The organism is Chitinophaga sp. SYP-B3965 (assembly GCF_009647655.1).
Taxonomy (GTDB): domain Bacteria; phylum Bacteroidota; class Bacteroidia; order Chitinophagales; family Chitinophagaceae; genus Chitinophaga.
This window is the reverse complement of the sequence record NZ_WJFD01000006.1, coordinates 89728-116383: the sequence shown is the minus strand read 5'-3', so window position 1 is coordinate 116383 and position 26656 is coordinate 89728. Positions and strand designations below refer to the sequence as shown.

Annotated in this window: 30 protein-coding genes; 17 read left to right on the top strand and 13 right to left on the bottom strand. The window is 42.6% G+C overall.

All coding sequences use genetic code 11. The annotated features are described in order from the left end of the window. Positions 1-169 precede the first annotated feature (169 nt). The 8 genes from GFS24_RS25325 to GFS24_RS25290 all read left to right on the top strand — a co-directional run bounded on the left by GFS24_RS25325 (position 170) and on the right by GFS24_RS25290 (position 8399). Positions 170-727, top strand: a complete 558-nt coding sequence (locus GFS24_RS25325; protein WP_153664602.1) for an RNA polymerase sigma factor — start codon at positions 170-172, stop codon at positions 725-727. Positions 728-799: 72 nt separating this feature from the next. Then, the gene (locus GFS24_RS25320; protein ID WP_173003192.1) at positions 800-1894 is read left to right on the top strand and encodes a FecR family protein; all 1095 of its coding nucleotides are present in this window, start codon (positions 800-802) and stop codon (positions 1892-1894) included. 112 nt (positions 1895-2006) lie between these two features. After that, positions 2007-2606 carry a hypothetical protein gene (locus GFS24_RS25315; RefSeq protein ID WP_153664598.1) on the top strand — a complete coding sequence of 200 codons (600 nt, stop codon included), beginning with the start codon at positions 2007-2009 and terminating at the stop codon, positions 2604-2606. Positions 2607-2648: 42 nt separating this feature from the next. Then, positions 2649-3269 carry a hypothetical protein gene (locus GFS24_RS25310; RefSeq protein WP_153664596.1) on the top strand — a complete coding sequence of 207 codons (621 nt, stop codon included), beginning with the start codon at positions 2649-2651 and terminating at the stop codon, positions 3267-3269. 44 nt (positions 3270-3313) lie between these two features. Further along, a complete protein-coding gene (locus GFS24_RS25305; protein WP_153664594.1) occupies positions 3314-3847 on the top strand; it encodes an RNA polymerase sigma factor in 534 nt (177 codons plus the stop codon). 61 nt (positions 3848-3908) lie between these two features. After that, entirely contained in the window at positions 3909-4829 is a 921-nt protein-coding gene (locus GFS24_RS25300; protein WP_153664592.1) for a FecR family protein, read from the top strand. Positions 4830-4842: 13 nt separating this feature from the next. Further along, on the top strand, positions 4843-7515 hold the full coding sequence (locus tag GFS24_RS25295; protein ID WP_253906595.1) for a TonB-dependent receptor domain-containing protein: 2673 nt from the start codon (positions 4843-4845) through the stop codon (positions 7513-7515). 2 nt (positions 7516-7517) lie between these two features. Further along, a complete protein-coding gene (locus GFS24_RS25290) occupies positions 7518-8399 on the top strand; it encodes a DUF4249 domain-containing protein (RefSeq protein WP_153664590.1) in 882 nt (293 codons plus the stop codon). A gap of 2 nt (positions 8400-8401) precedes the next feature. Here GFS24_RS25290 and GFS24_RS25285 read toward each other — a convergent pair whose 3' ends face one another. After that, positions 8402-9172: a mechanosensitive ion channel family protein gene (locus tag GFS24_RS25285; protein WP_153664588.1), complete on the bottom strand. Its 771-nt coding sequence runs from the start codon at positions 9170-9172 to the stop codon at positions 8402-8404. Between the two features lie 50 nt (positions 9173-9222). Between GFS24_RS25285 and GFS24_RS25280 the strand changes: the two genes are divergently transcribed. The 4 genes from GFS24_RS25280 (at position 9223) to GFS24_RS25265 (ending at position 12497) form a co-directional block, all read left to right on the top strand. Next, on the top strand, positions 9223-10314 hold the full coding sequence (locus tag GFS24_RS25280; RefSeq protein ID WP_173003191.1) for a serine hydrolase: 1092 nt from the start codon (positions 9223-9225) through the stop codon (positions 10312-10314). A gap of 4 nt (positions 10315-10318) precedes the next feature. Then, positions 10319-11338 carry a sensor histidine kinase gene (locus GFS24_RS25275; RefSeq protein ID WP_153664584.1) on the top strand — a complete coding sequence of 340 codons (1020 nt, stop codon included), beginning with the start codon at positions 10319-10321 and terminating at the stop codon, positions 11336-11338. Further along, a complete protein-coding gene (locus tag GFS24_RS25270) occupies positions 11319-12008 on the top strand; it encodes a LytTR family DNA-binding domain-containing protein (protein WP_153664569.1) in 690 nt (229 codons plus the stop codon). Before GFS24_RS25275 ends, GFS24_RS25270 begins: the two co-directional genes overlap by 20 nt. Positions 12009-12209: 201 nt before the next feature. Continuing rightward, complete coding sequence (locus GFS24_RS25265; protein ID WP_253906594.1) at positions 12210-12497, top strand: hypothetical protein; 288 nt, start codon at positions 12210-12212, stop codon at positions 12495-12497. On the opposite strand, the gene GFS24_RS25260 is transcribed toward GFS24_RS25265, so the two are convergent. After that, a complete protein-coding gene (locus GFS24_RS25260) occupies positions 12494-13132 on the bottom strand; it encodes a methyltransferase domain-containing protein (protein WP_153664565.1) in 639 nt (212 codons plus the stop codon). The genes GFS24_RS25265 and GFS24_RS25260 overlap by 4 nt on opposite strands. A gap of 74 nt (positions 13133-13206) precedes the next feature. On the opposite strand from GFS24_RS25260, the gene GFS24_RS25255 reads away from it, so the two are divergent. Further along, complete coding sequence (locus GFS24_RS25255; protein ID WP_153664563.1) at positions 13207-13914, top strand: Crp/Fnr family transcriptional regulator; 708 nt, start codon at positions 13207-13209, stop codon at positions 13912-13914. Here GFS24_RS25255 and GFS24_RS25250 read toward each other — a convergent pair. The 3 genes from GFS24_RS25250 to GFS24_RS25240 form a co-directional block, all read right to left on the bottom strand. Continuing rightward, positions 13907-14653: a YoaK family protein gene (locus GFS24_RS25250; protein ID WP_153664561.1), complete on the bottom strand. Its 747-nt coding sequence runs from the start codon at positions 14651-14653 to the stop codon at positions 13907-13909. The genes GFS24_RS25255 and GFS24_RS25250 overlap by 8 nt on opposite strands. Positions 14654-14679: 26 nt before the next feature. Continuing rightward, the gene (locus GFS24_RS25245) at positions 14680-15276 is read right to left on the bottom strand and encodes a methyltransferase domain-containing protein (protein WP_153664559.1); all 597 of its coding nucleotides are present in this window, start codon (positions 15274-15276) and stop codon (positions 14680-14682) included. A gap of 111 nt (positions 15277-15387) precedes the next feature. After that, positions 15388-16671: a hypothetical protein gene (locus GFS24_RS25240; protein ID WP_153664557.1), complete on the bottom strand. Its 1284-nt coding sequence runs from the start codon at positions 16669-16671 to the stop codon at positions 15388-15390. 139 nt (positions 16672-16810) lie between these two features. On the opposite strand from GFS24_RS25240, the gene GFS24_RS25235 reads away from it, so the two are divergent. Together GFS24_RS25235 and GFS24_RS25230 are read left to right on the top strand one after the other, a co-directional pair. Continuing rightward, positions 16811-18598, top strand: a complete 1788-nt coding sequence (locus GFS24_RS25235; protein ID WP_153664555.1) for a tetratricopeptide repeat protein — start codon at positions 16811-16813, stop codon at positions 18596-18598. Positions 18599-18800: 202 nt separating this feature from the next. Then, positions 18801-19274 (top strand): hypothetical protein, encoded by a 474-nt coding sequence (locus GFS24_RS25230; RefSeq protein ID WP_153664553.1) that lies wholly within the window; start codon positions 18801-18803, stop codon positions 19272-19274. On the opposite strand, the gene GFS24_RS25225 is transcribed toward GFS24_RS25230, so the two are convergent. The 3 genes from GFS24_RS25225 to GFS24_RS25215 form a co-directional block, all read right to left on the bottom strand. After that, on the bottom strand, positions 19263-19907 hold the full coding sequence (locus GFS24_RS25225) for a hemolysin III family protein (RefSeq protein WP_216647528.1): 645 nt from the start codon (positions 19905-19907) through the stop codon (positions 19263-19265). The genes GFS24_RS25230 and GFS24_RS25225 overlap by 12 nt on opposite strands. An 81-nt stretch (positions 19908-19988) precedes the next feature. Continuing rightward, a complete protein-coding gene (locus tag GFS24_RS25220) occupies positions 19989-20225 on the bottom strand; it encodes a hypothetical protein (protein ID WP_153664551.1) in 237 nt (78 codons plus the stop codon). A 75-nt stretch (positions 20226-20300) separates the two neighbouring features. After that, the gene (locus GFS24_RS25215) at positions 20301-21197 is read right to left on the bottom strand and encodes a LysR family transcriptional regulator (protein WP_153664549.1); all 897 of its coding nucleotides are present in this window, start codon (positions 21195-21197) and stop codon (positions 20301-20303) included. Positions 21198-21270: 73 nt separating this feature from the next. Here GFS24_RS25215 and GFS24_RS25210 point away from each other — a divergent pair, with 73 nt between their 5' ends. Further along, a complete protein-coding gene (locus tag GFS24_RS25210; RefSeq protein WP_153664547.1) occupies positions 21271-22347 on the top strand; it encodes a Gfo/Idh/MocA family protein in 1077 nt (358 codons plus the stop codon). A gap of 34 nt (positions 22348-22381) precedes the next feature. Here GFS24_RS25210 and GFS24_RS25205 read toward each other — a convergent pair whose 3' ends face one another. From GFS24_RS25205 to GFS24_RS25185, 5 genes are all read right to left on the bottom strand, one after another. Beyond that, on the bottom strand, positions 22382-22939 hold the full coding sequence (locus tag GFS24_RS25205) for a carboxymuconolactone decarboxylase family protein (RefSeq protein WP_153664545.1): 558 nt from the start codon (positions 22937-22939) through the stop codon (positions 22382-22384). 63 nt (positions 22940-23002) lie between these two features. Beyond that, positions 23003-24229, bottom strand: a complete 1227-nt coding sequence (locus GFS24_RS25200) for an RNA polymerase sigma factor (protein WP_153664543.1) — start codon at positions 24227-24229, stop codon at positions 23003-23005. A 47-nt stretch (positions 24230-24276) separates the two neighbouring features. After that, positions 24277-24612, bottom strand: a complete 336-nt coding sequence (locus GFS24_RS25195; RefSeq protein ID WP_153664541.1) for a YciI family protein — start codon at positions 24610-24612, stop codon at positions 24277-24279. A gap of 41 nt (positions 24613-24653) precedes the next feature. After that, entirely contained in the window at positions 24654-25115 is a 462-nt protein-coding gene (locus GFS24_RS25190) for a carboxymuconolactone decarboxylase family protein (RefSeq protein ID WP_153664539.1), read from the bottom strand. A gap of 102 nt (positions 25116-25217) precedes the next feature. Continuing rightward, positions 25218-26102 (bottom strand): sugar phosphate isomerase/epimerase, encoded by an 885-nt coding sequence (locus GFS24_RS25185; RefSeq protein WP_153664537.1) that lies wholly within the window; start codon positions 26100-26102, stop codon positions 25218-25220. A gap of 214 nt (positions 26103-26316) precedes the next feature. Between GFS24_RS25185 and GFS24_RS25180 the strand changes: the two genes are divergently transcribed. Then, positions 26317-26613: a hypothetical protein gene (locus GFS24_RS25180; protein WP_153664535.1), complete on the top strand. Its 297-nt coding sequence runs from the start codon at positions 26317-26319 to the stop codon at positions 26611-26613. Positions 26614-26656 lie beyond the last annotated feature (43 nt).

The window sequence follows — 26656 nt, the reverse complement described above, 5'->3', positions numbered from 1 at the left end:
TAACTACAACTAACAATCAAGAAATTTAATTTTGGATTTGAATGAGTAAATGTTCGCGATGCGTAATGAAAAACTTAGCGACCCAATACTTTTGAAAAATCAGACAACATTCATTCCGCCTATTTATCTCCTGAAATATTATAAACATCACCAACCATAATATTCTACTATGGATTTAAATTTAGTAACCGAGAATCAACTAAAGGAGAGTTTTAAAGACTTTAAAGCTGGAAATGATCAAGCTTTTACTGTGTTGTATGCTGGGCTTCATAAGGCTCTTCTGGCCAATGCATATTTCATTTTGAAAGACGTACAGCTCGCAGAAGATGCAGTTCAGGAAGTTTTTGCAGCTGTCTGGAGCAAACGTGATAAGCTCACCATTGAAACAAATATAAAAGGTTATTTCTTTATAGCCATTAAAAACGAGTGTCTGAATATGAAGAGGAAGTCTAAACGAACTATCCTCCGTGAAAATATGACATCCCTCATAGAAGCTGTTTGCAACTACAGGGTGATGGATGTATTAGAGAATAAGGAACTCAGGAAAATGCTAATTGACGCATATAAGGCAGTGAAATTAAAAAAAATAGCTTTTGATAAGTTTTATCTAGAAGGGTTATCCCAAAAGGAAATTGCTGCAGAACTCGGGCAGGAAGAAGTTACAGTTAGAAAGCAGATTAGCCGCGTTGTAAAAAAAATGCGGGATAATTTAAATGGAAACCTATAATTTCTCTCTCTTACACGTCACCTTTTCGTGTCTTTTACATCTTTAGTTTGTATGAATTTTGACTCCGACCATATGGACCAGCTAATTGCTGAGGAAATAGCAGGCACTATTACCCCTGCAGATAAATATATATTGGATAAGGCTATCGCAGAAGATCCGGAAGTACGTGCGTTATGGTTAGCGAGGCATCAACTGTTTGAAGCACAGGGGATGAAGGAATGGCTGAAAAAGAAGCGAGAGTTTTCCATGAAAAAGAAAGCGGGCACTCCTGTTAGAAGAATGATCCTATATACTACCTCTGGAGTTGCAGCGCTTGTTATTGTTGCTTTCATGATCACATCTAATATGAAGCTGGGGCAAAAAACGCCTGCATGGCAGAACCTGGTAAAAGAAAACGGGCGGAAATTTGAGTTGAAACTCGCAAATGGGGAGGTACTTGATCTTAGAGAGTATGGCCAATCTACTATAAACGGGGTTACTTTCAATAGGCAGGCCCATTCACTTGCTTTTTCAACAAATGGTAGTAAAGAAGAGGGGCAATTGGCAGTGTTTAGGGTGCCTGTTGGAGAATATTATGAGATGCTTTTGCCGGAGGGAACAAGGATTTTATTGAACTCAGCCACCACTGTTGAGTTTAACACATCCTTCGCCCATTCATCTAAGAGAGAGATTACGATAAACGGGCAAGCCTTTCTGAATGTTGCAAAGGAGGAAAACAGACCATTCATTGTTCATTTACCTAAAATGTCAGTAAAGGTATTAGGCACGGCATTCGATGTGAACAGTTATGATGAAGGGAAGAATGTAGTGGCCTTGGTACAAGGAAGTGTTAAACTGGAAGCAGGTAATAAAAGTGCTATATTATCGCAAGCAGGTTCTTTAGCTACCTATACCGGAGAAGGAGAAATTCAAAAGGGTCATTTTGATGAGGAGGATCTGTTGAGTTGGCGGCGTGGTGAGTTTAGATTCAACGATATGACCCTGGAAGAGCTATGTAAGGTTTTCCCACGCTGGTTTGAGCAAAAGGTAGTAATAGATAATGCAAAGATGAAGACAGAGGTATTCACTGGTATGCTGGAAAAAAAGAAAGGAATAGTGCAAAACCTGACGAATCTAGGTGTGAAAAACGTTTCTGTTGATAAGGATAGTATTGTCCACATTAAATAATTTAAGGCTTTAGAATATCAACTGCTACTTCTCCATATTTATTATCATCTAGTTTGTTTTTTATTGAAGAACTAAAGGAAACCAACCTAATCACATCACCCAACCATCAATCATGAAAACATTGATCATTCTCCTGATTTACACAGTTATCTGTGTAACCGGAACCGCATTTGCACTAAGAAACTATGGCATGGACGATAGCCATGTAATACTTTCCCTGGCAACTTTTAGAATAACACTGAGTATCTGGGAATTACTGATGTTATTGCTATTTCTATATCTGACCTTATTGATAATTAACATCATTTCTTACTACTTTATTTTTGAAATTGAATGGCGAAATGAATTATATCGATCATTGTCATTCCTCATATTGCTGATCGTAAGAAATTTAGTGCCCTTCTTTACTGTAGCCCTGGTATCCTTTAATGGATACCGGCTGGTAGAAGAATTACCTTTTATTTTCTACATAATATGGATATTGGTGGCCTATTCGTTCTTTCTTGATTACATCGTGTACTTTTTCAACCTGGGAAGTGAGGATGTTGTCACCGTGAAAATTTTCGAATGGAAGTTTATCATTCCTTTTGGCCACGCTTTTAAATTTATGACCATGCTGATATGGGGATTGCTGGCATTTTTCTTCTACCATAAGAGTAATAAAAGGCTAATTGAACAGGAGAGGATACTCCATGTAGCACAACGCGCATAACCGAAAATTAAAGACTATTCCATCACTCAAATACTTATCGTAATGAAGGAAACTATCATTGATGACCTGAACCATACGCAGGCTGACTTAAAGGACTGTATGCAGGAAGTGCATTATTATGAAATGGCGCTTGACGAAAAGGTTATTGAACAAACATATGAATCTTTTTTCTTTGCAAGAACGTTCATGAAATCCTCCATTATAAACCTGCATAAAATATCGAGTGCTGCTGAAGATCGCAGCTTGTTGAGCATTTGGTATAAGATTGAAATGGATTGTTATGCTGAACAGGATATAACTGCCAGCCATTTGCGAAAATGGAGAAAGATTCTAATGCCATGGCAAGATGATTTTAGAATTATCAGGAATATCAGGAATAAATATGTGGCCCACACGGACAGAGACCTGGAATCATGTAATTGTTCCATAGGGGTTGATAGGGTGAAGGCCATCCTTATACTGTTGGAACAGATTGTAGTGGAAATGTTGAACCTGACTTTAAAAACCTCATTTACACATATTGAAACGGTTTATCATAAGCGTAAAGGGAGTTTGCTTGGAGCGTTTCTCCTCTCTGGATCCAACGATACGGAAATCAAGAGGATACCTGTACATGGGGACAGGGATCTTGATTCCCGGTTTGGGATCTATGCATTTGGGTAATTCCGGCCGATCTCCTATCTTTCCTGCCAATTGCGTACAGCCACATGGCAAAATCTGACTTAGAATTATGGCAACTGGTAAGATCGAATGACCTTGAGGCATTCGATGAACTATATGAGCGGCATTGGGAAATGCTGTTCGAGGCTGCTTTTCGCAGATTATATGATAAGGATGCCGCCAAGGATATTGTGCAGGAGGTGTTCATCTACTGCTGGCAGAAAAAGGACCAGATCCACATTACGGACTCCGTAGCCGGTTATTTAAGTACGGCTATCCGCTTCAAAGTACTCAATCACCTGAAAGCAGAAGGCGCCCGCCTGAAATATGAGCAGCAGGCAGGGGCAGCACTACCGCAGGTAACACATATCCCCAACCATGACCTGCATAACAGTTACCACCGGGAAGTAGAAAAATTACCCCCCAAAATGCGGGAGGTATTTATGGATAGCCGGGAAAGCGGACTATCTATTTCCGAGATCGCGGAAAAACGCGCTTTATCTCCACAAACAGTTAAGAACCAACTAACTGGCGCCTTAAAGAAACTAAGGGAAGGCCTGGGGAATTTCTTCATGGAATAATTTTTTTTATCCGGCATAGTACTACTGCCGGGTGAGCATTGTCTATTAAACGTAACAGCACATGAACAAGCCGGAAGAACATATCATTCAATCTTTGCTGGAAAAGCATGCACTGGGTATCTGTACCCCGGAAGAAAACACAGTATTGCATGAATGGTATGCTTCTTTTCCTGAAGCTATTATAGTGGAGAAAGGCGAATTAAAGGCAGATATGAAGGCTGCCATTATGGAAACTATCCAGCCCGGGAAAGTGAGGCGGATGATCTGGTGGCAGATAGCCGCTGCAGCAGTTTTGGTGGTAGCAGTATCTACCTTTCTGCTGAAGCCCTGGAAGCCAGAATACACCGGCGTGATGGCGCCAAAGGGAAAAGGAGTGATGAAGCTGGAACTGCCGGACCATTCTGTTGTTTGGCTGCAGCCTGGTTCTACCATACGTTATGAAGGCAGGAATGTGGAACTGATGGATGGTGTTGCGGCCTTCTCTGTAACAGAGAATAGTAATGAACCTTTCATTGTACGTACCCCTTCCGGTTTACAGGTGAAAGTATTGGGAACAGCTTTTACGGTGAAAGCATTCCGGGAACTGCCGGAAGTAAAGGTGTATGTTGAATCCGGTGCTGTGCAGGTTTCTGATAGCAGCAATGGAAATATGGCGGTGTTAAAAGCAGATCAGCAACTGGTGTATACCATTGCCACACATCAATATGAACAGGGTAATGTAAATGCCGTTTCGCTTGCTGAGTGGAAGGCCGGAGAATATACACTGGATAATGCTTCTTTTGCTGAACTGGCCAGGGTATTGAAAGATCAGTTCGATGCAGAGATAAAGTATAATGAAAGAACGATGGCGCCTTATCGTTTTAATATTAGAATTACGCCCCGGTCCAATTTAGCGCAGGTGTTTGATATGCTGCACGAAATAAGCGGGGTGAACTATACCATTAACGGAAACCATGTTGTCATTACAGGCGTAAGCCAATAACCAAAGTGTTTTTATGAATTGCATAACGAACCGGCAAGCCGGTAAGGGGAAAGTATTGCCCCGACTATTTAACCTAACAATGCTGCTGTTCTTCTTCAGCTGGCAAATTACTCAGGCGCAGGAAACCAATCCCCGCCTGAGTATTAACATCCCTGCCACCACATTGGATGTGGCGCTGCGTTTACTGGAGCAGCAGAGTAAAGTGACGTTTTCTTATGAGAACACCCGTGTGCGGAGTATAACTATAAAGGCACGTCATTTTACGGATGCCTCTCTGGAAACTATTTTGAAAGAGATACTAGAAGATACGAAGATGACCTTCCTGCGGAAGAATGGTAATATACTTATTGTGCCAAGGCCAAAGCAGCCGGGTACATTGAGCGGGTATGTGGAAGACCAGGCCTCGGGGGAAAGGCTGATCGGTGTATCGTTGGCTGTGCCTGAATTTCAGGCAGGTACTACCAGTAACAATTTTGGTTTCTTCAGTATCACCCTTCCTGCAGATAGTATCAGGATCCGGCTTTCTTACATGGGGTATCAGCGGGTGGATACGATGATTGAACTGAAGAATGATACCCGTTTGAATTTTAAATTAGTACCTGACAATAGATTGTTAGATGTGGTAACGGTACGCGCCAGCAGGGAAGAGCGCATCCAGGAATCATCTCAGATGAGTATGATCAATCTGCCCGCCAGTCAGATTGCAGCGATGCCACGTTTTTTTGGAGAGGCGGACCTGCTGAAAACATTACAGTTATTACCAGGTGTAAAACAAGGAACAGAGGGTACCAGTGCTTTATTAGTGCGTGGTGGTACCCCTGACCAGAACCTCATCCTGCTGGATGGTGCGCCTTTGTATAATCCCTCCCATTTACTGGGTATCTTCTCTACTTTCAATACCAGTGCCCTGAAAGATGTTACGTTATATAAAGGGGCTTTCCCTGCGAGGTATGGTGGCCGGCTTTCTTCTGTAGTAGATGTGTCTACCAAAGATGGTGACATGCGTGAGCTGCATGGTGATTTTACCATTGGCCTGCTGGCTTCGCAAATAACAGTAGAAGGGCCGATAAAGAAAGATAAAACTTCGTTCATTGTTTCCGGTCGCCGCACTTACACGGACCTTGTTGCCAGGCCTTTTATAAAGGGGAGCTTCGACAGGGAGGTAGATAAATTCATCATGTACTTTTATGATGTGAATGCAAAAGTGCAACATGTGATCTCTGATAAAGACAGGTTGTTCTTCAGTTTATACCATGGCCGGGATAAAATGCGGGTAAGTGAAAAGCTGGAGGTGAAGGAGCCTGATAATTACCGCAGTGAGTCAGACCTGCTGATACAATGGGGGAACACCACGAGTACTGTTCGCTGGAATCACATCTTCTCCAAAAACCTTTTTGCTAATACCATGTTGCTGGGCTCGCGTTATGAGTTTAAAACACGTACGTTCAATGAAAACCTGTACCAGGGAGAAATGATCGCAGACAAGCTGCAGTTGAATTCCGGCATCCAGGATTATGGTGCCAAGATAGACTTCGATTACAGACCACGGCCTGCACATACTATCCGGATGGGAACTTCTTATATGTTCCGCCTGTTTACACCCGGTACCATCAGGCAAAGCCAAACAGCGAATGGTGCAGTGATCGTAGATTCAACAAGTGACAACCAAAGGATAAAAGGCTCTGAGATAGATCTGTATGCAGAAGATGACTGGACCATTCACAAGAAATTCAAACTGAATGCCGGATTACACTGGAGCGGATTCCTGGTGCAGGGTAGATTTTATAATTCCTTACAACCCAGGCTGAGCATGCGTTACCTGTTGCCGGGAGACTGGGGCCTTAAAGCTTCCTATTCAAGAATGACGCAATACATCCACCTGCTGGCTAATAATTCTGTTACATTACCTACAGACCTTTGGGTGCCTGCCACGAAAAGGATATTACCGCAACAGTCAGATCAGTATGCTATAGGTATTGCACGTAATGTTTTTCGCAACAAATTTGAACTCTCTGTGGAAGGATATTACAAACGTATGCAAAACGTGATAGAGTATAAGGAAGGCGCGGATTATATCACGAGCAGCAGGAATGAAAGCTGGCAGGACCAGGTGACGAATGGTGTGGGAGAAGCATATGGACTGGAAGTATTACTGCAAAAGAAAACCGGGCGTTTTACCGGATGGATGGCTTATACTTTAGCGTGGTCCTACCGCACTTTGCCGGAAGTTAACTTCGGTAAAAAGTTTCCTTATAAATATGACCGCCGCCACGATCTGCATCTCGTAGGCATGTACAAACTACGAAAGAACATTGAGCTGACGGGCGTATGGACCTATCAGAGTGCGCAGCCCTATACTGTGCCACTGGCAGAATATGAAGTAGTGCGGGACCCTGTTCGCTATCCTGGCTGGTATGGTACCAATGCGGATGTTGAATATATCAACGGAAGGAATAACGTACGTATTGCTGCTTATCACAGGCTGGACCTGGGTGTTAATTTTATCCGCCAAAAACGTAACGGTAATGTCCGTACCTGGAATATAAGCGTATTGAATGCTTATAACAAGAAGAATGCTTTCTATTATTTATTGAACAGGTATCGCGCAGATCAGACAGAAGCTACGCTAACCGGTACAACGCTTCTTCCCATTATGCCCAGCTTTTCTTATAATTTAAAATTCTAGACATGCGCTACTTACAATATATCCTTTTACTATTCATCGCCACCTGTTTCCTGGCCTGTGAAACAGATGTTGTTGTCAAAATTCCTTCTGAAATGGGTAAACCCGTGATCAATGTACTGATGAACAAAGACAGCATCATTTATGCAAGGATCACCATATCCGGCAAACAGTATTGGACGAATGATTTTCATGCACCAAAAGATGCGGTGGTGCAGTTATTTGAGAATGATCAATACAAAGAAACACTAACGTATCGGGAAAGAGATTATTTCGGCTATTACTGCAGTACGACTAAAATGGAGTTAGGTCATACTTACAAGGTAACAGCTTCTATTAGGGGGCTGGAGCAGGCGGAAGGTACTGATGTGATACCGGACAGTGTTGTTATCGGAGAGGTGAAACGTATTGAAGTACGTATTAATGACACAGATGTAGACAATAAGGTGATACTGGAATTGAAGGATAAAGCAGGAGAAAGGAATTATTACAGGGTCCGCATTTTTAGTGCTTTTCCATCGCAAACGCCGGATGGTTCTTTTGTGTTTGGGAGATATGGCCGCCCTACTTATATCAAATCAGATGATCCTTCATTTGATCTTTTTGATGAAGGAGGTAATGAGGAGGTCTTTATGGACGACAAGTTATTTGACGGCAGGAATCCCCGTTTCGTGTTTAACCTGGAAAGCAAATCCTATATGCAATATATCATTGTGGAAGTAAGCTCTTTAACCTATGATAGTTACCGTTACCTGAAAACATCCTATTTAGCGCTACGGAAAGCGGAAAACCCGCTCACGGAAAAGGTATTGGTATTTAACAACGTTAAGAATGGGATGGGTGTTGTTGGTGGTATAGCCATGAGAGAATATATACTGAAGAGATAACGCTACATACCGGGTAATTTAATGCCACCTCTTTTTAAAGCAACGATCATTCTTTCATGTAATTCAAAACGGGTTTCATCATAGAGGTCACTGTCCACCCAGGCATATACCACCAGCTTCCAGCCGTCGGGTTCCAGGCCTGATACGCTGACGATGGCTGGTGGTTCTCTTGTGAGGTTTTGCATATCTACTGCCTCTTTCAAGATCAGTGGTTTTACCTGTTCCAGGCTATATGCATAACTCAGTTTCAATTCAATATCTATCCGCCTGTTGGAAGATCTGCTGTTGTTGATGATCACTTCGTTGGATAACTTCGAATTAGGAATGATCACGTATTTATTATCAGCAGTGATGATGATGGTATTGAATAACTGTATCGAACTTACTTCTCCTGTTTGCCCTTGCGCTACAATAATATCTCCTGCTTCATAAGGTTTCAGCATCAGTATCAGTACGCCGCTGGTGAAGTTCTGCAAAGTGCCGGAGAGGGCCAGTCCTGCTGCTACGCCAATAGCACCTATCAGCGCAGCAAAGATGGTTAGCTGGATATTGAGGAGTTGTATCACCACTAATACTAAACCTACTTGTAATACAGCGGCTATCAATCCGGTGAAAAAGGGTCTCAGGGTATTGTCTGTACCTCTTTTATGTAATTTCTTTAAGAACCATCTTTTGATGAATAATATCAGCCATTGCCCGCCGATCAATATCACCATTGCTATGATGATCCGCAAGCCATTTAGTTCTATCCAGTTGTAGGCATTTTGAAGCATACGCTTATACCGGAAAATATTATGCCAGTTTGCAGATGATTACGGCTGTTATGCAGAAGGTATTTTACCCGGTAACTGCTATCCTGCATTTTTGTTCCATGAAAACAATATTCACCTTTATCTTATTATGCTGTGCTGCCGCTGTTTTAGGGCAGGCACGGTTCGTAGACTCCCTTCGGCAGAAACAACATATCCCCGGTATATCCGTTTGCGTTGGAAATAGAGAAGGGATACTCTGGGCACAGGGTTTCGGTTATGCAGACCTGGAGAATTCAATACCCGTTACTCCGGATACTAAATTCAGGCTGGGATCTGTTTCTAAACTACTCACTTCGCTGGCTGTAGGTTTATTATACCAGCAGGGAAAACTGGCGCTGGATAGCCCTGTTCAACATTACCTGCCTGAATTCCCTCAAAAGAGATATCCTATCACCAGCAGGCAACTGGCAGGGCATACGGCTGGTATTCGTCATTATCGGGGAAGTGATCCTTTGTCTGTACCTAAACGTTATTTATCTGTAACGGAAGGATTAACGATCTTTAAGGATGACAGCCTGCTCTTCAAACCTGGGTCTTCTTATAATTATTCTACCTATGGATTTAACCTGCTGAGTGCGGTGATTGAAAGTGCCGCCGGAAAAGATTTCCTTTCTTACATGCGGGATAGTATTTTCACACCATTAGGTATGAAAGGTACGATCGCAGATTACAGTGATAGCATTATTCCAAACAGGGTGCGGTTCTATGAACGCAGGAAAGGTAAATGGGTAAATGCTGCGTTGGTAGATAATAGCTATAAATGGGCAGGAGGCGGTTTCCTCTCCACGCCGAAAGATCTGGTGAACATGGCCAGAGGGCTTTTGAATCATAACCTGCTACGAAAAGAAACGGTTGATCTGTTATTTACACCACAGTATCTTTCCAATGGTGATAATACACATGTGGGCATTGCATGGCGCATAGATGAAGATAAGCAGGGCAGAAGGATGCTTCATCATGGCGGGTTGATTGATGGGGGAAGGACTTTTGTGCTGGTATATCCGGAAAGTGGTATTATAGTGGCTATCACGGCAAATATGAGCGGGGTGAATATTAACCTGGATGAAGCAGCCATCATTGCAGGATATTTCTTAAAGCAATAAGCACATGAAAAAATCAACAATCGTTTTATTACATGTTGCCTACTGGCTGATATATCTGTTCGTCGTTGGCTTCCTGAATTATATCACGGTGGACGCTCCGTTCTCAATGGACGGAGACCTGTTTGCGATCATTGCGGTTGCGATCACTACGGGAAGTATCAGCTTTTATGTATTTTATTTTCAACTAGTACCACGTTTCCTTTTTAAAAAGAAGTTCCTGCTCTTTGCTTTGCTGGGTATAGCTGTTAGTGTGGTTGTTTCAATATTACCTGCCCTGGTTTTATCAATCTTCTTTTACTATTATTTTTCGTTTATCACGGAAGCGAAGGTGATCATTTCCGTGATGGTACAATACACTTTGCTGGCATTGTTCAATGGTGTGATGGCTGCGTTGATCCGGATCGCTATTACATGGTACAAGGATGTAAGAACAAAGGAGATACTGGAACTCGCCCTGGTGAAGTCACGCTTCGATCCTCATTTTTTATTCAATACACTCAACAATATTGATGTGTTGATTGAAAGGGATGCGCAGCGGGCCTCGGCTTATCTCAAAAAGCTATCAGATCTGTTACGTTTTATGTTACATGAGGAACATATTCTACTGGAGCAGGAAGTGGATTATATTGAGAAGTATCTTGAATTGCAAAGGATCAGAACGAGTAATGAACAGTATATCAAATGGGAGGTGAGTGGTGAAACCGGCGGGCTTATGATAGCCCCTATGTTACTGATCCCTTTTATTGAAAATGCTTTCAAACATGTAACCGGGAAAAAGATCAATGACGCTATCAGTATCCGGTTGGTTGTCCGGGGGGAGGAGATAGATTTTACCTGTTCCAATGTATTTGATCCTGCACGGCCTGCCATGAAAGATAAACATGGGCTTGGGCTTTCTTTGATGCGCCAGCGGCTGGAACTTTTATATAAAGATCAGTATACTTTAACGATCAGTGCTCCCGATGATATTTTCAGTGTAAATTGTATCATAAGACTCAAAAGCAATGAACTGCATCATCATTGAAGATGAACCACTGGCCATGTTACGCATGCAGGAGTACATTTCAAAAGTACCCTTCCTTACTTTGCTGCAATCTTTCGACAGCGGACTGGCGGCTATTTCTTTTCTTCAAAAGGAGAAAGTGGATCTTGTGTTCCTGGACATCCGGATGGATGAACTATCCGGCATCCAGCTGCTGGAATCCCTGAAAGAGCGGCCTGCCATCATTCTTACTACTGCTTTTGATGAATATGCACTGAAAGCATTTGAATTGCAGGTAGCAGATTACCTGCTGAAACCCTTTACTTTTGAACGTTTCCTGCAAGCGGTGATCCGGGTGCAGGAAACACTCAATACCGGCAGCACGGCGCCTTACCTGTTCATTAAAACAGCCTACCGCCTGCAGAAGGTATTGTTTGAAGACATCCTTTACATTGAAGGCAAACGTGATTACAGGAAGATCCATTGCAACAGCGATAAGATCATGACGCTGGAAACCTTCGGCGAACTGGAAGGCCGTTTGCCGGATACGCAGTTTTGCCGGGTGCATAAGTCCTATATCGTGGCATTGGATAAGATCATCTCCGTGGAGAAAGGCGGGATCAAAATAGGAGAGGAAATAATTCCGCTTTCTGATACGTATAAAGCACATTTCTACAGGATGATACGGTATCCCGGAGCTGGAGGAGCATGAAAGTGATCTTTTTCAATTATTTAACTGCAATTTATCATTTATATAGCGCGGTTTCAAAGGTACCTTTGCGGGATGAATGTATCACCTGCCCAAAAGAAATCAGGCTTCTTTTCCAGCATTTTCAATAATAAGTGTCCCCGGTGCAGAAGAGGGAGATTATTTAAAACTGATAACCCTTACCAGTTAAATCATATCCTGGATATGGAAAAGCATTGTCCGGCATGCGGGCAGGAAACGGAACTGGAGATTGGTTTTTGGTATGGTACGGGTTATATCAGTTATGTGCTGGCTGTACTTTTTTCTATACTTAATTTATTATGGTACTGGCTGGTATTCGGCATCTCCTGGAGAGATGACAGTATCATCTACTGGCTTATCATCAACGGTATCTTACTAATCCTTTTTATGCCTATACTTATGCGATTGTCCCGCATGGTTTACCTGAACTTTTATGTGTACTATGATCCTGAAACGGATAAGCAGGATTAATACGCAGCCTTTATCCAGCATTTTAAAAGCTGACTGTTTGTTGAGCCTGCCAACTGGTATCCTTTCGGGGCTTCTTCTTCAGAACCGTGATAAGTGACCAGCCTGGTGCCTGGAGGCCTGTTCTCCAGCTGCTTATAAAGGAACCGGTTGTATTTATTGTACAGTTGCCTGGAGTAGGTGAGGTTGTTGTCTATTTTATCGGTTCCCGGCAGGTTCTCGTAGAAGGAATTGAAAAAGTAGAAATGATCGAATTGTGAAAAGTCGAGATCAAGCAGGTTGCCGTTAAGGAAAGTAACATTGTTGAGGCCCAGCATTTCCTTTGTAATGGCAGCGCAGTACACCAGGTCATCCCGTTGCTCGATCCCATAAAAGGACACCTCCGGATTATAATATGCCCCGCTTAAGCAGAATTTTCCCGGGCCGCTGCCGATATCCAGTATTTTATCTCCGGGCATGGCCGCCAGGAAATTTGATGCTTTCCTTGCTACTTCTACAGGTGTCCAGTGCGATTTAGCGAGTTCCTTTATGTAAGGAGGATAGAGATTATTGAAGGCGTCGTCTGATGCAAACCAGTTGTGTATATTGGACAGGGCCGGTGTAATTTGCCCCCATGCTGTAGTATCATCTCTCTTCATGCTGCAAAGGTATTTCCGTTTACTACTTCAAAAAGTGAATTATATCAATTATAAAGAGGTTAACTTTGATTGTTATGAGTATCAAAGGCATATTTCCAATAGATAAGTGGGACTTCAAAAGTGAATCCATCCTTATAGATCTGCCAGCGGAGGATTTTGATTTGCTGATGGCCCACAGCAATGAAAAATTATATAAGAAGAACGAGATACTTTTTAGGGAAGGCGCTTATGCATCCGGCATATTTTACATCGTAAAAGGGAAGGTTAAAAAGTATAAGGCAGATGAAGAAGGAAACGAGCAGATCATTTACCTGGCGCATACCGGACAGCTGATCGGGTATCATGGTATCCTTTCCGGGGACCAGTACCTGGATTCAGTAGGTGTGATGGAAGATAGCCGGATCGTATTTATTCCTAAAGATGATTTCATGCGTACCCTGGAACACTCCTCTATTTTTAGTAACCGCCTGCTGAAAACATTAAGCCATGAATATACTGTGCTAACAAACAGTCTTACCGTACTGGCGCATAAAACCGTACGGGAACGACTGGCATTGCAACTGGTGGTGATCCGGGAAAAGTATAAAGAGAAAGGTGCGGAAGGCATGCCCATAGTACTCAATATCAGCCGGGAAGACCTGGCTAATCTTGTAGGTACTGCCAGGGAGAATGTAGTAAGGATATTGACAGAATTTAAGGAAGATAATATCCTGGAAACAAAAGGAAGAAAGATAACGATCAAAGATGTGAACAAGCTGGTGCAAATAGCCAATTTCAAATAGGAGGGACCTTTCTTTTCCGCACTTTATAACGGCGCACAAATTTATTGAACCTTACCCGGAAGCCATCATAGAACATAGCTATTACCAATATAGCAGCAGGCAGGTAGAAAGTGTAATATTGAAACTTCAGGTAAACATACCCACCAATGATCCCCCCTGCCAGAAAGAAGAAGATGATCACCAGGCGCAGGGTTATTTTGCTCCTGATCCCCGGTCTGTTTTTCAGTGGTGCGGCCAGAAGGGCATATAACTCAATGCCAAGGTCTGTAAACATACCTGTTAAATGAGTGGTTCTGACAACGTTTCCCGAAACCGTAGAGACCAGGGCATTTTGCATGCCCATAGCAAATAAGAGACTTCCCGCAAAATATTCTGTTTTCAGAATGGATTGATCAAAAGTATATCCAAAGGAGCCTACCAGCAGCAGTATGATAATTTCAATGATAATGGGTAAAGTATAGCTGGCGCTTTTATGCTGCCCTGTTTGTCCGATGCAACAACTGGAGAAGAAGGCGCCGGCCAGAAAGAGGACTAACCATAAGGCCACCATGCGTGCGGCGCGGAGATCTCCCATTGCCAGTTTCTGGGCCAGTAATCCGGCATGCCCTGTAACATTGGTTGTTAGTACTGCAAATGCAAACAGGCCTGCTGCATTCACCATGCCGGCTGTGACACATAAGAGTGCAGCTAATCTAACATTGTGTTTAAAGTTCCTTCTTCTTCCAGTATGTCGCAGCATATGTTTCAATTGATGAATACATTCCGCTACCTTTTTACCCACATTTTCAGGTTAAGATCAAGCGTAGCATCTACGAGTTGATAACAAGGCGGCACCTCATCTTCCAGGCTATGGAAAGTGACGAGCCTGGTGCCGTTTGTTTTACTTTCTAATATATTATAGAGATAACGGGAGTAGTAATGATATAATTCTGCAGAGTAAGGTACCAGTTGATCAATTTGGCCGTCGCTGACCAGGTTTTCGTAAAAGGCGTTATAAAAATAGAAATGATCAAACTGTGTATGATCAAACTGTGTAAGGTTTCCAAAGAAGAAATGTACATTCTGTGAATCGGTTACTTCTTTCGCTGAAACTGCAACCTGGTAAAGATCTTCCCTTTGTTCTATGCCATAGAAAACGGATGAGGGGAAATGGTAAGCCCCGATAAGACAGAATTTCCCGGCGCCGCTTCCGATATCCAGTATCTTAGATCCGGGTTCTGAAGCCAGGAACCGGGCGGACTTTTTAGCGATCTCCATGGGCGTCCAATGTTTCCCGGAGAGTTGACGAACCCTTTCGGGGTATAGCTTATCAAACGTAGTGTCACTTATTTGCCATACAGGTTCTAATATGATCTTCTCCATACTTTATTTGCATCCAGCATAGTGCAAAGTTAAAAGGAGTTGACTTCCCAATAAGTGATAGAATTCAATTTGAAAAGTGATATTTTCCAATTTTTTGAATGGTATAAATGCTTATTTAGCGAGATCGGCAGTCGTAACAGGATTGCTAAGCAAAAAACCAAACTTCTCCCAACGGGCGCTGTCCCCAATGTATTTCTTAACAAGGTCCAGCCCGTAGTTGTAGTTGATCACATAACTGCGGTTATTCCTGATGAAGCTGATGGATTTGATGGCAGATTCTTTATTTAGTAAAGTATATTCCATGAGCCAGCGGAGGGCTTCTTCTTCTGTCATGCTACCATTTAGCAAACCCCTGGCCACTTCGTTACGGGAGTAGTTCAGTTCTCCTTTGATGGAGAGGGCTTTGAAATACAGATCCAGATTCGTGCTATCCAAACCGGCTAAAGGTAATAATGCGGTACGGGTGAATATGTTCTTCTCTGTACCGGGGAATGCCAGCTCGATGCCATAATTGGCACTTCCTTCTGCAATGAGGGATTGTGGACTGAACAGGGGATACAAGGAAATTTCCACCCATCCTTTATCATGATAGAGGTTCTTTTCCAGCAGCATATTGTACACATGATGACCGGGATAACCTTCATGGCAGCCAAGGTCTATAGCCTTCTCGATAAAGATCTGCAAGTCAGCACTGATCTGGATGAGGCTGTTATAATTGCCTTTGTACCAGTTGTAGCCAGACCATGATTTACCGGTTACATATTCCAGTGAGAAGGTCTCATGGGCTGGGAGCTGGTAATGTTCCAGCGTGCGTTTGCGGGCTTCTGCGATGGCGGTTTTGAAAACCGTATCCAGTTTATCCTGGGGGATGATGAATTTGTTGGCCAGTTTCTGGAACTTATCTGGCACAGGGCCTTTACCTGGTAACAGGCTGTCCAGTGTGGCGATCAGTGTTTTGAAGTGTGCTTCAGGATATACGGGGGCGGTAACGCCAAAGAGTTCCAGGGATTCTTCGTCGAAGGGTTTGAGTTCTCCGGAGAATATTTTTATCCTTCTTCCAAATGCGGTGAGTTGTTGTATGATCCAGTTGGCGCGGGTACGGGTGGTATCGTTTTCTACATGATCTGCCAGTGAGCCGAGCTCTGCTTTTAGGATGTCTACAGAGGCCAGGAGCGAGTCTTTGGGGAAGATCTCTCCTTTGGGTGTTTTAGGCTTTAGAGAGTCCGGGCCGTAATAGGCATCCACAAAAGAAGAATCGTATTGGCCAATGGTCAGGCCCAGGCGGACGTATTTTTCTGCGAGGGCGTTGAGTTTTTGTTTTTCTGTTTGTTTTTCTGTGTTGCCGTTACAGGAGGCGAAAAGGATGATGGCGGCGAAAAGGAATCTTGCTTGCATATAGTGGCCGGGAGGTTTTTACAGGGGTAAATATATCGATTTTTTTAGTGGGAGGGGGGATATGGGTGGGGAAAGCGGGAGAAATGTTATAAATTAGGTAATAGCTTAAAGAACCTCTTAATTATAACTAATATAACTAATGACCCCATTGAGTGAAATATTAGAAAAGGCGAAGGAACTAAAGAAAAACGTGAAATATCGGGAAGTAATTGACCTGACTCCGGATAGTTTGCTTAATACTTATAAAAGTGCTGATCTGTATGCAGAGAAAGCAGAGGCATATCTGGAACTGAGGGAAACAAATTCATTCTTTGATGTTGTAAATAAAGGGCTGGCCTTAGATGCGAATCACGCTCGTTCATTTTGCTTAATTGGTCATGCCTATTTAAAGCTTAAGCAGTATGATAAAGCCATTGAGGCTAACACAAAGGCAATGGAAATTGATCCGGATTCTGCTGTTCCGTATAATGGTTTAGGGAATGTTTACTGCTCTATAGATCAAAACGACAAGGCAATTGAGTTTTATGGAAAAGCAATTGAAATAGATCCGACTTATGCATCTCCTTATAATGGATTGGGAAATGTTTATAAAGAACAAAATCAGTTTGGTAAAGCAGTTGAATATTATGAAAAAGCAATTGACATTTACCCGACTTATGCATTCGCTTATGATGGATTAGGAAGTGTTTATTGTCAACTTGCGCTATATGACAAGGCGACAGAAAATTATAATAAATCCATTTCAATTAACCCGAATAGTTCGGCGCCTTATGATGGATTGGGACTTGTTGCCTATTGGCTAGATCAGTATAATGAAGCTATTCAACATTATTCAAGGGCAATTAGCATCGACCAAAATGATGATAGTGCATATTATAATAGAGCTTTAGCATATAGCGAAGCAAAGGAATATGAAAAGGCATTAGAGGATTATACTAAGTATGTAGAATTAACTAAGGCCAAGCCTGATTATTATACTTCCGTGGCCCAATCCAAAATCCTTGAATTGGAGAAATTAATTGGTAGCCCTGATTTTAACACCATAAGTTTATTAGTTAATGATATTAAAAAACTTCTGTTATTTAAAGATGAAACAGTTACGCACTATACCAGCCTGACTGTTGTAAAGATGCTAATCATTTCAGATAGTTCATTCCGTTTATCTGAGGGGGCCTATCTTAATGATACATCTGAAGGGCGCGAATTATTTAACTTTCTCTCCTTTCATACTAATACGAAAGTTAACAATGATACCATCGCTGAGCCATTTGCAAAAAAACCTTTTATAGGAAGTTTTGTGGCTGAGAATAAACATGATGATCTTACATTATGGCGAATGTATGGGAAAGAGAATAAGGAGGAGGCCAAAGGTTGTGCCATTACATTGAATAAAGAAATGTTCCTGAATAATTTAAAAGAGAAACTTGCGCCAGGTAAAGAAATAACCGCTACTTCAAAAGATAATGAAGAATTTAATTTTTATAGAGTAGCATACAGGAAACATGACGAAAAAGAAATGTTTATTTTGCCTGGTGCAGAAAAGGATGAAGACGAATTGAATAATTATATGCGCCAATTGGCTCGTTTTATCAAGAATTTTAATTCAAAGGACGAAACCTCAGAGGTTGATAAGCAGAATGTGCTGGAGCTTTTGAATGGAATTGCGTACTTATTTAAAAGTGTGGAGTATCAGTATGAGCACGAATTAAGACTAGTAGTAAAAGGTACCGGAATTGATAAAAATATTTCCACGGATCAGATTCCAAGAGTGTGGATTGAATTAGTGAACATAAATCCAATATTGAAAAAGATTACCCTGGGCCCAAAAGTAGAAAGAGCAGACGAATGGGCTGCTGCTTTCTTCTATAAATTAGATAAAGATGGTTACAATCCGGAAATCCTTATCTCCCACCTCCCCTTCAAGTAACCACTTGCAGGATTCCACAGAAAAGCGTATTTTTAGATAAGAGGTTGTCTCATTTATTTGAGGCAACCTCTTTTTGATGCTATTTTACCTTTTTGCCGGAACGAAGCCCAATCAAACACGTATCGAACCTGTACACAACAAATGACCTTTTTCGGCCGGGTTAAAATGCTATCAGTATAACATACACATCCAAAATCTATTTATGAGCATTATCACTACCTCTTCTGCGGAGGACTTTGATTTCCTGATCGGGAAATGGGCTATCCGCAACCGCAAATTAAAGATCCGTTTACAGCAAAATGATGAATGGGAAGAATTTCCTGCTACCGATGATGTAACGAAGATCCTAAATGGCATCGGGAACATCGGGCAATTTCATGCGGGTACTTTTGCCGGACTCACACTCCGCTTATTCAACCTGGAAACACAGCTTTGGAATATCTACTGGGCTGATAATGCACGTGGCCAGCTGGATACGCCTGTTGTGGGCGCCTTCGAAAACAAAGTGGGCATTTTCTATGGAAAAGAAATGCTGCGGGGGGAATTAATGGATGTGGAATTCCGCTGGGATGCTACCGATCCGGATAACCCGGTTTGGAGCCAGGCTTTTTCTGCAGATGGTGGCGTAACATGGGAAACTAACTGGTACATGTACTTTAGCAAACTACATAGTTAACAACACAGCTACATAATGACAGACTGCTGCAGCTAATACCAGTCCATGCCATATGGCATGGGTATAGGTGCGTTTATCCCGGATGTAAAAATATACGCCGATGGAATACAAACCGCCACCAATACACAGCAGGGTGATCACGGAAACGGGGAGGTCTGTAAAGAACCTTCTTCCGCCTACTACCAGGATCCAGCCCATAAGCAGGTAAATGATGGTAGAGATGATATCGAACCTGCCGGTGAACCATGTTTTGAAGATGATGCCTACTAAGGTAAGTCCCCATAATACAGAGAGCAGGGTGATGCCAAAGGCATTGTTCATATATACGAGCAGGAAGGGTGTGTAAGTACCTGCTATAAGGAAGTAAATGCTGATGTGATCAAATACGAGGAAGAGCTTTTTTACGGCTGGTTCCTGGGAGAGATGATAAACGGTGGAGCAGGTGAAGAGCAAGATAAAGCAAAAGCTGTAAATGCCGGCTCCTACGATACCTGGTGTGTTGCCATGTGTTGCAGCGATACCTGTCAGTACCGGTAATGCACTAAAGCCAAAAACGATCCCGAAAGCATGAATGAGACCGTTCACTAATTCCTGTTTACGACTGTATTTTGTCTGCTGCAGTAACATTGCCATTTCCGCGAATTTTGGCAAAGGTAGCCCCAACTCTTGTTGGTTAGTGGTACTTTAACAATTCTGCAACATTTAAGAGAGATACTATTCTTCCTGCATATCCAGTTCCAGTAGTTTGCTGATACCGGCATATTCTGCAGCAGCATCAGGACATAAAACATTACCTGAGGAAAACATACTTCTTTCTGTTACCACATCTATGTCTTCCTGGGTGATCAGCCGGTTTAATCTATGTGTGAGATTTTCTGACAGGTTAACGAGTTTATTGATCCTTTCAATAGCCGCATTATATATTTCTTCGTAATAAAAAAGCATGTTCATAAAGCACGATTGTGTTGTAAATGTATGCTTTAGTGTATAACTATAACTATATGTAAATGTTATGACCTATAACTATTAGTTATAGAGCGATCTGGCCATTTTTATAAAACGCTTGTTCAATTCACTGGTTTCGCCCTTCCGCTGGATAAAATAGAAGTTCCGTTCAATGCGCAGGCCTTCAAACTGAAGGATCACCAGTTCCCCGTGCTGCAGCTCTTTCATAATGGAGCGGGTGGAGAGGAATCCTACACAATCTGATTCCAGCAGGAAGTTTTTCAGGGCTTCCGTACCGCCCAGCCGTATTTTTATTTTCAGGTCATTCAGGCGGATCTTGCTTTTGGACAGTCCTTTCTTAATAGCTTCCAGTGTGCCGCTGCCTCTTTCCCGTATAGCTACGGACATATTTAACAATTCTTTAAGAGAGTAGGATTTCTTCTTTGCGAGGGGATTATCCTGACTGCATACTGCTACGATCTGATCTTTCACGAAAGGCTGGTAAGTAATGTTGGTGAGTTTGCCCTTTTCTTCCGTAACACCGATATTGATCTCTTTGTCCAGCAGCGCCTGCAAAACGATCTCACTGTTCCTGTTTAGCAGGGAGATGTCTACCTGCGGGTATTCCCTGTGAAAGGCAGACATTACGCGTGGCAGGATATACAGGGCAGCAGTAGTACTGGCGCCGAGGTTTAAGATACCAGTGGCCTGTTGCTTGTCGTGCATCACAGAAATATCAAACTCTGTTTCCTTTTGTATGAGCCGCACGGCTAACAAGCGGTTATAGAGTAAGTTACCTGCTTCCGTGAGCTCTATCTGCAAACCTTTCCTTTCAAACAATTTGGTCTTGTATTGTTCTTCCAGTCCTTTTATATGATTGCTCACAGCCGGCTGGGAAATGAACAATACCTGGCTGGCCTTTGAGAAGCTCTTCTGGTGGGCAACTTCCATGAAAACCTCGTGACGGGTAGACAGCATAATATCACATTTTAAACAAAGTATCGAAAAATTAAGAATTTCAGCTGTATTTTGTTATTTTAAAACAAGCCGCATGAAATCCTTTTTCTTCTTCTTTTTGTTAATAGGCGTGTATACAGCCAGTTTAGCCCAGGGACCCATCAAAGTAGTGGTGGCCGGTTTAAACCATGATCATATCCATGGCATTTTGCGGCAGTACACGCAAGGTAAAGTGAATATTATTGGTATTGTAGAACCCAACAAGCAATTACAGCTAAAATATGCTAAACAATATCGCCTGCCGGATTCTCTTTTCTATGATGATCTTAAGAAGGCTTTAGTATCAAAGAAACCAGATGTGGTAGTTGGATACAATGCAGTAGGAGAACATCTGAAAGTTGTACAGGTTTGTGCACCACTTGGTATCCCTGTAATGGTGGAAAAACCATTGGCTGCTACTTTGCAACAGGCAAAGGAAATAGAAAAACTGGCCACACAATATAAGATCAAGGTGCTCACTAATTTTGAGACTACCTGGTATGCATCCTACCATGATGTGTATAATACGATCAGCAAAGACAGCATCGGCCAGATCAAAAAGATGGTGGTGCATGACGGACATCAGGGACCCAAAGAGATTGGTTGCAGTGCAGAATTCTTAAGCTGGCTCACAGATCCTGTTTTGAATGGGGCAGGGGCTTTGAATGATTTCGGCTGTTATGGTGCAGATCTGATGACCTGGTTGATGAAAGGACAACGCCCTATCGCCGTAACGGCTGTCACCAGGCGTTACAAGCCAGATGTGTATCCTAAAGTGGATGATGATGCTACGATCCTCGTAGAATATCCTGGCGCCACAGGGCTTATTGAAGCTTCCTGGAACTGGCCGTTTTCTATCAAGGACCTGGAAGTGTTTGGTGTAACGGGTTATCTGCATGCATTGGATGGTGTGAATATCACCAGCCGCATGCGGGAGAATAAAAAAGGTGTGAAGGTAGCAGAACCATTGAAAGCACCTTTTAATGATCCTATCGTTTATTTAACGGCGGTGCTTCGTAATGAACTGCCTGGTACAGATGATCTTTCTTCTTTGAAGTATAATATGATTGTGATGGAGATACTGGATGCTGCAAAGCGATCTGCAGCAACTGGTAAGCGGATCGTATTGTAAAAAAAAGGGGCTGGCACATACCAGCCCCCTTTTTTTATTTATTCCTTTTAGTGATATCGCAAAGCATATCTGAGTGAATATTCAACCCGATATTGGTGAGATTATAAAGATGCTCACTGGCTACTAACCAAACGATCTCACACACTTCCTGCTCAGAATAATAAGCTGCCATGCGTTTGAAAACGATCGGGTTCACTGTTTTGTCTTTCGTTAGCCCCGTTACATAATCCAGTGCTGCACGCTCTTTATCTGAAAACAGGGAACTCGTGGTGTATTTATCCAAAGCATCGAATTTGGCTTCATTCATAGAGGCTTTGGCAGCAGCCCAGCGACCGGTGTCTATACAAAAAAGACAAATATTGATGCGGGCTACCTGTACACGGATCAGTGAAGCCAGTTCCTGAGGCAGTTGCAGTTTTTTGTCCAGCTGGGAGACCTTTCCATAGAACATACCGAATGCAAGCGGCAACCGGGCAGTATGTACTTTCAGTGGCATCAGTACTTTGCCGAACTGACGGCGTGTAAAGAAGAAAACGAGTTTCATGATCAGCCCCTGAGGCTTTTCGATAGGAGGCAAAAATGTAGTTTCCATTTTATGTTGTTTCCTTAATGAGGACTGAGCAACGCAAAATTGGACAGGTCACCGAAAATATTTTTAAGAAAGTTGTTCGATCTTCTCTTTTATCCCTTGTTTTTCTGGTTGGGTTTTGGCCAGATCATACGCCTTTTGCAGGTTGGATAAGGCTTTCCGGTTATCAATGTCCTTGTAGAGTTCTCCCAGCAGCAGGTGGTAGAAATGGTTGTTTTCCAGTTTGAGTTTTTCCGCTTCTGCCAGTGCGATCTTTGGGCCGTCTGCTTTATAGAGGGCAAAGGTCCTGTTGAGGGCAACGCTAGGCGAATAATTCACCATCAGCAGTTGATTGTATAATTGGAGGATCTCCTCCCATTTTTCTTTCGTGTCTTCTTTGATGCAATGCCAGAAGGCAATTTTAGCTTCCAGGTGATAAGAGCTGATCTCATTCCCCTGGGCAGAGAGGTCCAGGAAATACCGGCCCTGATTGATCAGTGCTGTATCCCAGAGTGCTTCGTTCTGTTGCTCGTATAATACGAGAGTATCTTCATTTGTTTGCCGGGCGCTGAAACGGGAGGCGTGAAAACACATCAGGGCCATCAGGGCATTTGTTTTGGGCAGGTTGGTCTTTTCGTATGCAGTGAGCATCACGCCCAGCCGCATGGCTTCCAGGCAGAGGTCTTTTTGCAGGATCTGGTTTTGTGTCTGGGAGTAATATCCTTCGTTGAATAACAGGTAGATAATATGTAAAACGTTATCCAGCCGTTTGGTTATTTCACTTTCTGATGGTAGTTCCATCTTTATGTTTTCCGTGCGCAGTTTATCCTTTGCCCGGAATAATCTTTTGTTGATGGTTTCTTTGTTGGACAAAAATGCTTCTGCTATTTCATCAATACCAAAACCGCAAAGTATCCGTAATGCCAGCCCTATCTGGGCTTCACTGGCAATGGCGGGATTGCAGACGGCAAAGAGCATCTGTAACTGGCTGTCTTTAATATTCTCCTGGGAAAAGTTCAGTTCGGCCATTTCATCTTCTTTTTCCTGGCTGGCAGTGAGGGCGGGTTTTATCTTTTCAGCGAAGATCTTGTTCCTTCTGAAGTGATGTAATGTTTTTTGTTTGGCTACGAGGTAAAGCCAGGCAGTGGGGTTTTGCGGAATACCTTTTGTTTCCCATGTTTCCGTGGCCAGCAGAAAGGTTTCACTCACAATATCTTCTGCTATTTCTATGTGTTGTAATCCGTATAGTTTACTGATCACCGCCACCATTTTGGCAAATTCCTGCTGGAATAAATTTTTTAAGTCGTTCTTCATAAGAAATGATGATCCCCACTCCTGTAAAGAGCGGGGATCTGATATGTTTACATAATAGCGCGGATCTCTACACTGCCATTAGCATCCAATGCGGGACAGCCATGGGCTAATGTGGTAGCTTCTTCCAGTGTATCTGCTTTAACGGTTATAAAACTACCCAGCAGTTCCCTGATCTCCACAAATGGACCATCTGTAATAACGCCACCAGCTTTCAATACTTTGCCTTCCAATGAAAGACGAAGGCTGCCGCTGCCTAATTTACCCTGGGCTGCTATGCCGCCTACCCAATCCTGCCACTTTTTTGAAAGCGCCTTCATTTCATCTGCCGGTGTTTTGCTGTGATCGTAGCTGGGTTGTCTGAACAATAAAGCGAACTCTTTCATGTCGTTTTTATTTTAATAGTTATCGAATGTAGGGAAAAATATTATTTATACTGTCCGGGTTTGTAATCACCGGGAATAACCCTGAAGGCAATGTTAATACGGTTGTATGTATTGATGGTGGTAACAGCCAGTGTGAGGTCTATCAGTTCTTCTTCAGAAAATTGTTTGCGCACCAGGTAGTATACTTCATCTGATACATTACCTTCTTTCAGGTTAGTAACGGATTCAGCCCATGAAAGTGCAGCCTGTTCCCTTTCTGAGAAATACGGTGTTTCGCGCCATGCGCTCAGGCCATAAAGACGTTGTTCTGTTTCTCCTGTTGCGCGGAGATCTTTTGAATGCATGTCAAGACAGTAAGCACAGCCATTGATCTGGGATACCCTGAAATAGATCAGGTTTAAAAGGGGTTTTTCAACGGATGATTTGGCTAAATAGCCGCCTACACCATACAAGGATTTCATAGCAGCCAATCCTTTTTCGAAAACATTAATTCTCTGTTCCATATTCGTTGTTATTATTGGTTTAATGATGAATTACACCCCAATAATGATCGGATGGACAGGAATTGGACAGCTTTCGGAATATTTTTTATAAAATGTTGAAGATCAATCTAATGCATTCCGTACTTTTTCTACAAATACGGGCACTTTTACTTTGGGATCACCGGCTCCTAATGTTTCAATGGGCAGGTAACCTTTGTAACCGGATGTTTTGATATCCTTAATGATCCTGTTAATATCAGCAGGTTGTTCCACGCCATTGATGAAAACATTCTCTTTCAGTTGCCAGTTGATGGCATATTTGGCAGTATCAGCAATCTGCTGATAAGGATCCCCGGTTTTATAACTGCCGGTATCCAGGATGATCCCGAACCATTCTGAACTGATCATTTTGCTGATCTGGTGTACATGCGCTGCTGTTTTAATAAAATCATTATGGTTCTGGATTCCTACTATCACACCATATTTTTTGCCATGTTCCACACAGGCCTTTACATCTTCCATCATCCAGGCAGCTACCTGTTCCCAACTATGGCCTTCGGGCATTTGCGTTCCGGAGAATATCCTGATCACGGGGGCGCCCAGTTTGGCGGCTACTTCAATCCAATCTTTCGTGAGCTGAACATCTGCCTGCCGTTTGGTTTTGTCAGGGTTCGTAAAATCAGTGCGTACGCCGGTGCCGCTGATATCCAGGCCCAGCCGGAAAGCTTTTCGTTTGATATGATAGATGTATTCATCTGTTGGAACAGCAGGATAACCGGGGAAATAATAACCGGTAATATCTACTGCCTGAATGGGTGTGCCGGCACAAAATTCAAGCATATCATCCAGGGTCATACTGCCATCGCGTAAGGGCGTGTTGAAGGAATAAGCATTCAGGCTGATCTTTAACTTATGGGGGGCGGCAAAGCTGGCGGCATGTAATATTTTAGGCGTAACCGCCAATGCAGGAACAGCCATAAGCGTTTTAAAAAACGAGGTACGGTTCATAACGGGGAATTTATTGTGGTCTAATTTACTCCATGGAAATCGAAACAGCAATAGCAATTCTACAGATTGTGGAATGAAAGCGGCAGTTGATGATGAGCAGGAGGTATGACGTTATTATCTATATGTCTATCTGATATGGATTTGCCCATTGCTGTTAGGGTTTTGACCACCTGTAGGCATATTTGTTGTGCTTAATAAGGAAATAGCATTCATTATGGAGCAAATGAAGATAAACCCGGTAGATCAGGTATTCATAGATTATGAATCCGAAACTATTTCCCAGGCTGTTTATGTTTTTCGGCCGGTAGTGTATGAAGATGGTAATGCTTACTGTTGTATTCTTGGCCCGGACAGGGAAGCTGGTATATTTGGTAGTGGTACTACGCCAAAAGATGCCATGGAAGATTGGGAACAACATGTGCGGGAATTGATCACCGGTCCAAAGAAAAATAACAGCACTGCACAGTATATTATTAATAATATCGATAAGCTGATTAAATTTTTAAGATAGAGGATCCAACAATGACAGTAAAGGTTACAGATACAATATCTGT

Coding starts and splice junctions, on each gene's coding strand:
- GFS24_RS25325 (WP_153664602.1), top strand. CDS start 170: ATGGATTTAAATTTAGTAACCGAGAATCAACTAAAGGAGAGTTTTAAA.
- GFS24_RS25320 (WP_173003192.1), top strand. CDS start 800: ATGGACCAGCTAATTGCTGAGGAAATAGCAGGCACTATTACCCCTGCA.
- GFS24_RS25315 (WP_153664598.1), top strand. CDS start 2,007: ATGAAAACATTGATCATTCTCCTGATTTACACAGTTATCTGTGTAACC.
- GFS24_RS25310 (WP_153664596.1), top strand. CDS start 2,649: ATGAAGGAAACTATCATTGATGACCTGAACCATACGCAGGCTGACTTA.
- GFS24_RS25305 (WP_153664594.1), top strand. CDS start 3,314: ATGGCAAAATCTGACTTAGAATTATGGCAACTGGTAAGATCGAATGAC.
- GFS24_RS25300 (WP_153664592.1), top strand. CDS start 3,909: ATGAACAAGCCGGAAGAACATATCATTCAATCTTTGCTGGAAAAGCAT.
- GFS24_RS25295 (WP_253906595.1), top strand. CDS start 4,843: ATGAATTGCATAACGAACCGGCAAGCCGGTAAGGGGAAAGTATTGCCC.
- GFS24_RS25290 (WP_153664590.1), top strand. CDS start 7,518: ATGCGCTACTTACAATATATCCTTTTACTATTCATCGCCACCTGTTTC.
- GFS24_RS25285 (WP_153664588.1), bottom strand. CDS start 9,172: ATGCTTCAAAATGCCTACAACTGGATAGAACTAAATGGCTTGCGGATC.
- GFS24_RS25280 (WP_173003191.1), top strand. CDS start 9,223: ATGCAGAAGGTATTTTACCCGGTAACTGCTATCCTGCATTTTTGTTCC.
- GFS24_RS25275 (WP_153664584.1), top strand. CDS start 10,319: ATGAAAAAATCAACAATCGTTTTATTACATGTTGCCTACTGGCTGATA.
- GFS24_RS25270 (WP_153664569.1), top strand. CDS start 11,319: ATGAACTGCATCATCATTGAAGATGAACCACTGGCCATGTTACGCATG.
- GFS24_RS25265 (WP_253906594.1), top strand. CDS start 12,210: ATGGAAAAGCATTGTCCGGCATGCGGGCAGGAAACGGAACTGGAGATT.
- GFS24_RS25260 (WP_153664565.1), bottom strand. CDS start 13,132: ATGAAGAGAGATGATACTACAGCATGGGGGCAAATTACACCGGCCCTG.
- GFS24_RS25255 (WP_153664563.1), top strand. CDS start 13,207: ATGAGTATCAAAGGCATATTTCCAATAGATAAGTGGGACTTCAAAAGT.
- GFS24_RS25250 (WP_153664561.1), bottom strand. CDS start 14,653: ATGCTGCGACATACTGGAAGAAGAAGGAACTTTAAACACAATGTTAGA.
- GFS24_RS25245 (WP_153664559.1), bottom strand. CDS start 15,276: ATGGAGAAGATCATATTAGAACCTGTATGGCAAATAAGTGACACTACG.
- GFS24_RS25240 (WP_153664557.1), bottom strand. CDS start 16,671: ATGCAAGCAAGATTCCTTTTCGCCGCCATCATCCTTTTCGCCTCCTGT.
- GFS24_RS25235 (WP_153664555.1), top strand. CDS start 16,811: ATGACCCCATTGAGTGAAATATTAGAAAAGGCGAAGGAACTAAAGAAA.
- GFS24_RS25230 (WP_153664553.1), top strand. CDS start 18,801: ATGAGCATTATCACTACCTCTTCTGCGGAGGACTTTGATTTCCTGATC.
- GFS24_RS25225 (WP_216647528.1), bottom strand. CDS start 19,907: ATGGCAATGTTACTGCAGCAGACAAAATACAGTCGTAAACAGGAATTA.
- GFS24_RS25220 (WP_153664551.1), bottom strand. CDS start 20,225: ATGAACATGCTTTTTTATTACGAAGAAATATATAATGCGGCTATTGAA.
- GFS24_RS25215 (WP_153664549.1), bottom strand. CDS start 21,197: ATGCTGTCTACCCGTCACGAGGTTTTCATGGAAGTTGCCCACCAGAAG.
- GFS24_RS25210 (WP_153664547.1), top strand. CDS start 21,271: ATGAAATCCTTTTTCTTCTTCTTTTTGTTAATAGGCGTGTATACAGCC.
- GFS24_RS25205 (WP_153664545.1), bottom strand. CDS start 22,939: ATGGAAACTACATTTTTGCCTCCTATCGAAAAGCCTCAGGGGCTGATC.
- GFS24_RS25200 (WP_153664543.1), bottom strand. CDS start 24,229: ATGAAGAACGACTTAAAAAATTTATTCCAGCAGGAATTTGCCAAAATG.
- GFS24_RS25195 (WP_153664541.1), bottom strand. CDS start 24,612: ATGAAAGAGTTCGCTTTATTGTTCAGACAACCCAGCTACGATCACAGC.
- GFS24_RS25190 (WP_153664539.1), bottom strand. CDS start 25,115: ATGGAACAGAGAATTAATGTTTTCGAAAAAGGATTGGCTGCTATGAAA.
- GFS24_RS25185 (WP_153664537.1), bottom strand. CDS start 26,102: ATGAACCGTACCTCGTTTTTTAAAACGCTTATGGCTGTTCCTGCATTG.
- GFS24_RS25180 (WP_153664535.1), top strand. CDS start 26,317: ATGGAGCAAATGAAGATAAACCCGGTAGATCAGGTATTCATAGATTAT.